Origin of the sequence: Candidatus Hakubella thermalkaliphila (assembly GCF_013281975.1) — a bacterium.
In the GTDB taxonomy this organism is placed as follows: domain Bacteria; phylum Actinomycetota; class Humimicrobiia; order Hakubellales; family Hakubellaceae; genus Hakubella; species Hakubella thermalkaliphila.
In genome coordinates, this window is the sequence record NZ_BLRZ01000107.1 from 1 (window position 1) to 5,778 (window position 5,778).

Annotated in this window: 15 protein-coding genes; 11 read left to right on the forward strand and 4 right to left on the reverse strand. The window is 44.8% G+C overall.

Annotation, left to right across the window (positions count from 1 at the left end):
- Positions 1-90 precede the first annotated feature (90 nt).
- The 11 genes from HW443_RS08920 (at position 91) to HW443_RS08970 (ending at position 4,655) form a co-directional block, all read left to right on the forward strand.
- Positions 91-294 carry a DUF2283 domain-containing protein gene (locus HW443_RS08920; protein ID WP_176235818.1) on the forward strand — a complete coding sequence of 68 codons (204 nt, stop codon included), beginning with the start codon at positions 91-93 and terminating at the stop codon, positions 292-294.
- A gap of 67 nt (positions 295-361) precedes the next feature.
- The gene (locus HW443_RS08925; RefSeq protein ID WP_176238078.1) at positions 362-673 is read left to right on the forward strand and encodes a hypothetical protein; all 312 of its coding nucleotides are present in this window, start codon (positions 362-364) and stop codon (positions 671-673) included.
- The gene (locus HW443_RS08930; protein WP_176235820.1) at positions 660-1,109 is read left to right on the forward strand and encodes a hypothetical protein; all 450 of its coding nucleotides are present in this window, start codon (positions 660-662) and stop codon (positions 1,107-1,109) included. The genes HW443_RS08925 and HW443_RS08930 overlap by 14 nt, the downstream gene beginning before the upstream one ends.
- Positions 1,096-1,551: a ribonuclease toxin HepT-like protein gene (locus HW443_RS08935; RefSeq protein WP_176235821.1), complete on the forward strand. Its 456-nt coding sequence runs from the start codon at positions 1,096-1,098 to the stop codon at positions 1,549-1,551. Before HW443_RS08930 ends, HW443_RS08935 begins: the two co-directional genes overlap by 14 nt.
- Before the next feature lie 634 nt (positions 1,552-2,185).
- The gene (locus tag HW443_RS08940) at positions 2,186-2,707 is read left to right on the forward strand and encodes a PIN domain-containing protein (RefSeq protein WP_176235823.1); all 522 of its coding nucleotides are present in this window, start codon (positions 2,186-2,188) and stop codon (positions 2,705-2,707) included.
- A complete protein-coding gene (locus HW443_RS08945; RefSeq protein ID WP_176235824.1) occupies positions 2,694-2,999 on the forward strand; it encodes a UPF0175 family protein in 306 nt (101 codons plus the stop codon). Before HW443_RS08940 ends, HW443_RS08945 begins: the two co-directional genes overlap by 14 nt.
- Before the next feature lie 43 nt (positions 3,000-3,042).
- Positions 3,043-3,186, forward strand: coding sequence for a hypothetical protein (locus HW443_RS08950; RefSeq protein WP_176235825.1), 144 nt, complete (start codon positions 3,043-3,045; stop codon positions 3,184-3,186).
- Positions 3,187-3,339: 153 nt separating this feature from the next.
- Positions 3,340-3,591, forward strand: coding sequence for a UPF0175 family protein (locus HW443_RS08955; protein ID WP_176226979.1), 252 nt, complete (start codon positions 3,340-3,342; stop codon positions 3,589-3,591).
- Positions 3,592-3,819: 228 nt separating this feature from the next.
- Positions 3,820-4,104 (forward strand): hypothetical protein, encoded by a 285-nt coding sequence (locus HW443_RS08960; protein ID WP_176226976.1) that lies wholly within the window; start codon positions 3,820-3,822, stop codon positions 4,102-4,104.
- Complete coding sequence (locus HW443_RS08965; RefSeq protein ID WP_176230126.1) at positions 4,101-4,331, forward strand: DUF2283 domain-containing protein; 231 nt, start codon at positions 4,101-4,103, stop codon at positions 4,329-4,331. Before HW443_RS08960 ends, HW443_RS08965 begins: the two co-directional genes overlap by 4 nt.
- A gap of 33 nt (positions 4,332-4,364) precedes the next feature.
- Complete coding sequence (locus HW443_RS08970) at positions 4,365-4,655, forward strand: hypothetical protein (RefSeq protein WP_176230125.1); 291 nt, start codon at positions 4,365-4,367, stop codon at positions 4,653-4,655.
- On the opposite strand, the gene HW443_RS13980 is transcribed toward HW443_RS08970, so the two are convergent.
- From HW443_RS13980 to HW443_RS08990, 4 genes are read right to left on the reverse strand one after another with little or no spacing between them, the layout of a single operon-like run.
- Positions 4,551-4,937: a type II toxin-antitoxin system VapC family toxin gene (locus HW443_RS13980; RefSeq protein ID WP_176235829.1), complete on the reverse strand. Its 387-nt coding sequence runs from the start codon at positions 4,935-4,937 to the stop codon at positions 4,551-4,553. The genes HW443_RS08970 and HW443_RS13980 overlap by 105 nt on opposite strands.
- On the reverse strand, positions 4,913-5,095 hold the full coding sequence (locus tag HW443_RS08980; RefSeq protein ID WP_176232187.1) for a hypothetical protein: 183 nt from the start codon (positions 5,093-5,095) through the stop codon (positions 4,913-4,915). Before HW443_RS08980 ends, HW443_RS13980 begins: the two co-directional genes overlap by 25 nt.
- Positions 5,092-5,277 carry a hypothetical protein gene (locus HW443_RS08985; protein ID WP_176230123.1) on the reverse strand — a complete coding sequence of 62 codons (186 nt, stop codon included), beginning with the start codon at positions 5,275-5,277 and terminating at the stop codon, positions 5,092-5,094. Before HW443_RS08985 ends, HW443_RS08980 begins: the two co-directional genes overlap by 4 nt.
- Positions 5,278-5,306: 29 nt before the next feature.
- Positions 5,307-5,510 (reverse strand): hypothetical protein, encoded by a 204-nt coding sequence (locus HW443_RS08990; protein WP_176232188.1) that lies wholly within the window; start codon positions 5,508-5,510, stop codon positions 5,307-5,309.
- Between the last annotated feature and the right edge of the window lie 268 nt (positions 5,511-5,778).

Below are 5,778 nucleotides of genomic sequence, written 5' to 3' on the forward strand. Positions count from 1 at the left end.
ACCGAGGCCTTTGTGTCCAGAGGGTAGAGGGAACTTCTTGCGCCAGGTAAACACGGGGTTTACTGAAAGCTTACGTTAAAGAAGCCATTTGTGAATTACGATCCAGACGGCGATGTTCTGTATATCGTGGCCCAAAAAGGTGAAGAAGAGGAGTTTGTGGAAATTGCACCAGGGGTAAATGGGGAATTGGATGCTGAGGGGAAAGTCGTTGGAGTAGAAATCCTAAATGCCTCAAGGTTCTTGAGCTCCCTCATAAATCCATTGCATCAGAAGCAGATCCAGCTCCAGTCCTAGACTCTAGCGAATATGTAGAAGTGGGGGCGGTTCGTGCTTTTGACAGTTTCTCACCCTTCTTCTGGGCTTGGCCCGGAGGGCTTGGGGCCTCAGGTGCATACTCTCCTTTATTGATTTGGTTCTGTTTCCTTTCTTCATGATCTGGTGTGGGGCTCCTCACCGGGGAAATCTCTTTCGGGCCCTCCTTATTGGCCTCATCATCATGGGCCTGATCCTTTTCATCAGTACTGACCTGGCTCCTCTCTTCAGAGAGACTGGGGAGATGGCCGGTCTCTCCTTCCCCGAGGGCTATGGGGAGGTCTCCAGCCTGGACGCCGGCTCTCATGTGGTGCCCTGGCTGCTTGTGCGGGTGATCAGTCCGTTCTATGGATTTGACTGATGTGGAAGCACAAAAAATTGGCAAGTCCGTAGGAGATATATTATACTTATGCAGAACTGCTGTCTTCCAAAACAAGAAGAGGGCGCATCTACATATGGGTATAGTAAATAGCATTTATAAGAAAAAGATGAATCTCCAGCAGCAACGGAGAAAGGAAGCTTTAAGAGAGGCCAAACACATAGCCCGTATCCTGGGAGAACGATTTGGAGCTAAAGAGGTTATACTCTACGGTAGTCTGTCTCAAGAAAGATACTTTGATATGGCTTCTGATATTGATATTGTGGCCAAAGGACTCGGCGATCAATATCTTAAAGCCTATGGATACTGTTTAAGATTAAGCGAGTTTAATCTTGATATCAGGGCATATGAAGATCTGCCTGACCAGTATAAGAACCAAGTTAATAAGCAGGGGAGGTGTTTATATGCGAAGAAATGAGAGCGAGAAAAATGAGATAATTAGTTTCCTTGAGGAGGAATTGAGTAATATTACTCGATTATTGGATGAAATATCTGAGTGTAAAGATAATAGTCGGGTTTACAGAAGGGCAAAGGGTTCAATATTGCATGATTTTTATAATGCCTGTGAAAGAATCTTTGAAACTATCGCTCGTAGAATAAATGGAGGATTATCTCTAACCCAGCAATGGCACAAAAACCTCCTTTATCAGATGACTATAGAAATCAAGGGTGTGAGACCAGCAGTATTATCCAAAACACTGGCTGCTGAATTAGACGAATATTTGGCCTTTAGACATCTTTTTAGAAATATTTATGGTTTCGAATTAGAAAGCAAAAGACTGGACAAGTTAGTAGAAAAGTTCGCTAAGACAGCAAAATCTTTTCAACAGGAGATACAGGGTTTCATAGATAAGCTATAACTGGACAGTCCTCTGATTTATGGGTCTGATCCTTTTCATTGACACCGAACCTGGCTTCTCTCTTTAAGGAGACCGGAGAGATGGCCGGTCTCTCCTTTTCGGAGGACCAGGGGGGAAGGTCTTGGGTGTAGACGCTACCTCTCATGCACTGTGGGGATTTTGATCTGGGCGAAGCAAAAAGGTCACATCAAGAGTCTTCGACAACAACTTGATGATCTGTAAGAGAAAGCAAGGTTTAGAATCAGTAGCCAGGTCTATGAAAAATCTCTGCAGGTGGTTGAGGGAGGAAGTCTTTAAGGAGATGTACGGCCAGCAATGAGTCTCCGCTAAGGGTAATGCTGGATGCTAATGTGCTTATTGCGGGCATCCGTGTGCCCGCTGGCCCTACGAGGTGCTACAGCATGCTCTGGCCCAAGACTATGTTCCCGTTCTATCCGTCCAGGTGATCAGGGAGGCCAGGGAACATCTTGGTGGCCCTCGCCAACGTCAGGCCTTGGAATATTTTGTTTCGTAACAATCTTCTTTGATAGCAAACCCAAGTACATCTGCTACCTGATTTTTACCCACAAGGGGCAGCTTGCGGAGGTTATTTGTACCTTGAACATACATATCAAATATTATAAAATAATATTAAATGAGCACGGTTATTGATACCTCCACATTAATATCACTGGTAAGAATAAGCTATCTTGAGCTTATCCCCAAGTTAAGAGAAACAGTACTCATACCTGAGGAGGTTTATGAGGAAGCAGTTGTCACAGGAGAAGAAAAAGCTTTGGCCGATGCGACGGTCATCAAACAATTCATAACTACCTATGGGGTCAAGATAACCAGGGTCAAGGATGATTTTATCCAGAAACTAAAAGGGAAAATAAATAAGACTCTTACCAAAGGCGATGAGGCAGTTATTGCCTTGGCCCTGCAGGAAAAAGTAAAAGAGATCATAACCGATGATGAGGGTCTTGCTAAGATTGCCATGGCCTTAGGTTTCAGGATTAAGGCCTCCCCTGATTTGCTACTGGAAGGGCTAAAGGACAAGCTTATGAGCTTTCAGGATTTTGAGAGCTTTATCAAGTGGTTAGTGGTAGAGAACAGATTAAGTTCAATAGTGGCAGAACTTTATCTTATGGAGGGCAAGAAAAATGCTAAAGACTAAAGAACTGGTTAGAACTAACGTAATGCTTGACCGGGAGCTCCTGAAGTCCATCGATGAATTTGCAAAGGACATGGCTGAGGACAGATCAACAGCCATAAGGCAGCTTCTAAAGAAGGCAATTTCTGAAGAAAAGGTGGCTCTTGCGGTCAAGAAATTCCAGGAAGGTCTTTCCTTCAGGAAGGCTGCTGAGATGGCCGGGCTTGATTACTGGGACTTTCAGTTTGAACTTGATAAAAGGGGTATTCCTCTGGTTTCTTCCCTCTCCTTTGCCAGGAGGAGAATAAAAGGATAGCAAAACCCCTGACCTGGCTTCTCTCTTTAGAAAGACCTGAAAGATGGCCGGTCTCACCTTTTCGGAGGGCTATGGGGAGGTCTCCAGCCTGGACGCCGGCTCTCATGTGGTGCCCTGGCTGCTTGTGCGAGTGATCAGTCCGTTTTATGGTTTAGACATGAGTATTGGCGAAATCGAAATAAGATAAACCCATCAGAGGATTTTGGATGCTAACGATTTGACTGAATGGAGGTACTTTCCTCATGTGGTATGCTACAATAAATGCTAAGCTATAAAGAGGTTGGGGTGAGGGTTCTTCAGCCTATCTATGATGACATAAAAAGCAAAGGAGTGTAAGACGATGAAGACCGTGCAAATCGAACTTCCAGATGCGGTCTTGCTTTCCCTGAAGGAGACACCAGAAGAGTGCTCTCGTGAATTACGCATGGCAGCGGCCGCTAAACTGTATGAACTGGGTAAGCTGTCTTCAGGACGAGCGGCTGAATTGGCTGGTTTGTCTCGGATCAGCTTCCTTCAGGCACTAGGACGTTATGGCGTTTTTGCGTTCGATCTGACAACTGAGGAACTTGAGCGAGACATGCGAAATGCCTGAGACAGTAATCTGTGATACTTCGCCGATTTTCTACCTCTATCGCCTGCGCCAGTTAGATTTGCTTAAGAGACTATAGGGGGTCATCGTTGTTCCCCAACCAGTTATTGATGAAGTGGAATTAACGAGGCAAGCGGGGTTATGCGCAGACAGATGCCGGGCCATCGGAAAAGCTACAATATTTGGGATCAGATGGTACCCAAAATTCGCACGAAATAGGAGCTAATATTTTTGAAGAAGGTGGTCTATGCAGGACATCTGAAGTTAAGGTTAGCCATAAGAAATATCCCCTTTGAAATACCCGAAAAAATATACAGAGAAGCGCTTGAGCATTACTATGATAGAGACACAGATCACAAAATAGCGACAAAAAGCTTGAGATTTAGAGAAAAGACAAAGGAAGTTATGATTGCTTACGATGAGTTTCCAGATCGGGTGGAGATTATCACCATTCATCCACTTAAGTCTAAGCAGAAGCAGCAGCGGATAGAAAACGGGAGATGGAAAAGGCTATGAACGAGAGGTTAAAGAAGCCATTTGTGAACTACGATCCAGACAGCGATGTTCTGTATATCGTCGCTCAAGAAGGTGAAGAAGAGGAGTTTGTGGAAATTGCACCAGGGGTAAATGTGGAATTGGATGCTGAGGGGAAGGTCGTTGGAGTAGAAATCCTAAATGCCTCAAGGTTCTTGAGCTCCATCATAAATCCATTGCATCAGAAGCAGATCCAGCTCCAGTCCTAGACTCTAGCGAATATGTAGAAGTGGGGGCGGTTCGTGCTTTTTGACAGAGTGTTGACTGGAGATTGCAGAATCTTCAAAAAAGAAAGCGGCAAAGTTGAAGGAGAACATGTTTATAATGCACTCCATCCGGGAAAGGAGGGTGGCAACATCTGGCTCATAGAAGAAGGGGGAGACTACGATCTGACCTTAGAATATCGGGGTATGGATCGCCTTATGGTCTTACGATGGGCTAGCCTGGCCGCCATGCCTCTTTACCCCATACTGGTTACCCTGGATCTCTGGCCGCTGAGGAAAAGCAGAAGGTACTTTCCTCACCTTCAATAAGAGCTTCTGGAGATTATTTACATCTTGAACCATAGCAGAGGCAAGTGCAAAACTATCGGCATAAGAGATACTATATTGAGCCTTATATTCCGCTGCCTGGAATATCAATTCATTCGGCACAGGAAGAATAGCAAAGTTCAATCTTTCAGTATGGGCGAGGACTTCCAACTTTTTCTGGTCGCCAAACTCCCCTTTGGTTGAATAGATGATTTCACCTAAGTTGATAGCGTTGATGTATTTTGTAAGACCAGTCTCCTTTATATCTTCGAGAAGGTGAAGAATCTTTTCGTAGCCTTCTTCCTTTTGAAAGAGATAACAGCAACCAAGGTTCGGTCATCGATTTTTTGAAATAGTTTCTTTACATGGGCATAACGCTCTGCTTCCATCCCTTCTCCGAAGAGAAAGACATCGATGACTGAACTGTCCAGATATACTTTCACGACACTTTTCTCAGAATCTCTTGATGACGCTGAACAAGTTCCGCAAGGGTCTGGGAAAGGGCCAGAGCCACAGCAGCTAGACCCTGATCCTCAAGGAGAGCCATGCTTTTCTCCTTGGCCTTCTGGCTGGCTTCCAAGATATCGGTTGTTTTTAAGAAATCTTTGTAGTCCTGACCCCCCATGAGAACCACTCCTTGAACTCTAGTAATACCTAAGGGTATAGACTTCGTACATTATAGCATAAGTGGCGAAGAGAAACCGCTCTACCAGGCTGACAGTTGTCCACAATTTCTGAGGCCCTCTGATTTTGTTCAGAGCCAGTTTTGACTCCAAAGTCTACCATGTACACCGTGCCGCTGATTATAGTAACCATAGCTACAATCACGCTCAAGGTAGTCACTAATGTCTTTCCCATGAGGCCACTTTCTTCTGTTCAATTTGATCGCTATTGCACTCGGAAACTACTTCTTACAGCGCTGATTTGCAGCTACGCAGTTGCTCTGGAGGGTGTCCAAAAACTAAGGGCATTTTGCCCAAGGTGGGGAATTACTCCTACATGAGATCTGATTTTGAGGTCAATGTGGGAAGTTTTATGCGAAATTAGCTCCTTTTTAGGGGCGAAGTGGGAGATGAGTTTTTGAAATTGGAGTTTTTAGACAGCCTCTCTGGACGCTGGCTCGCAT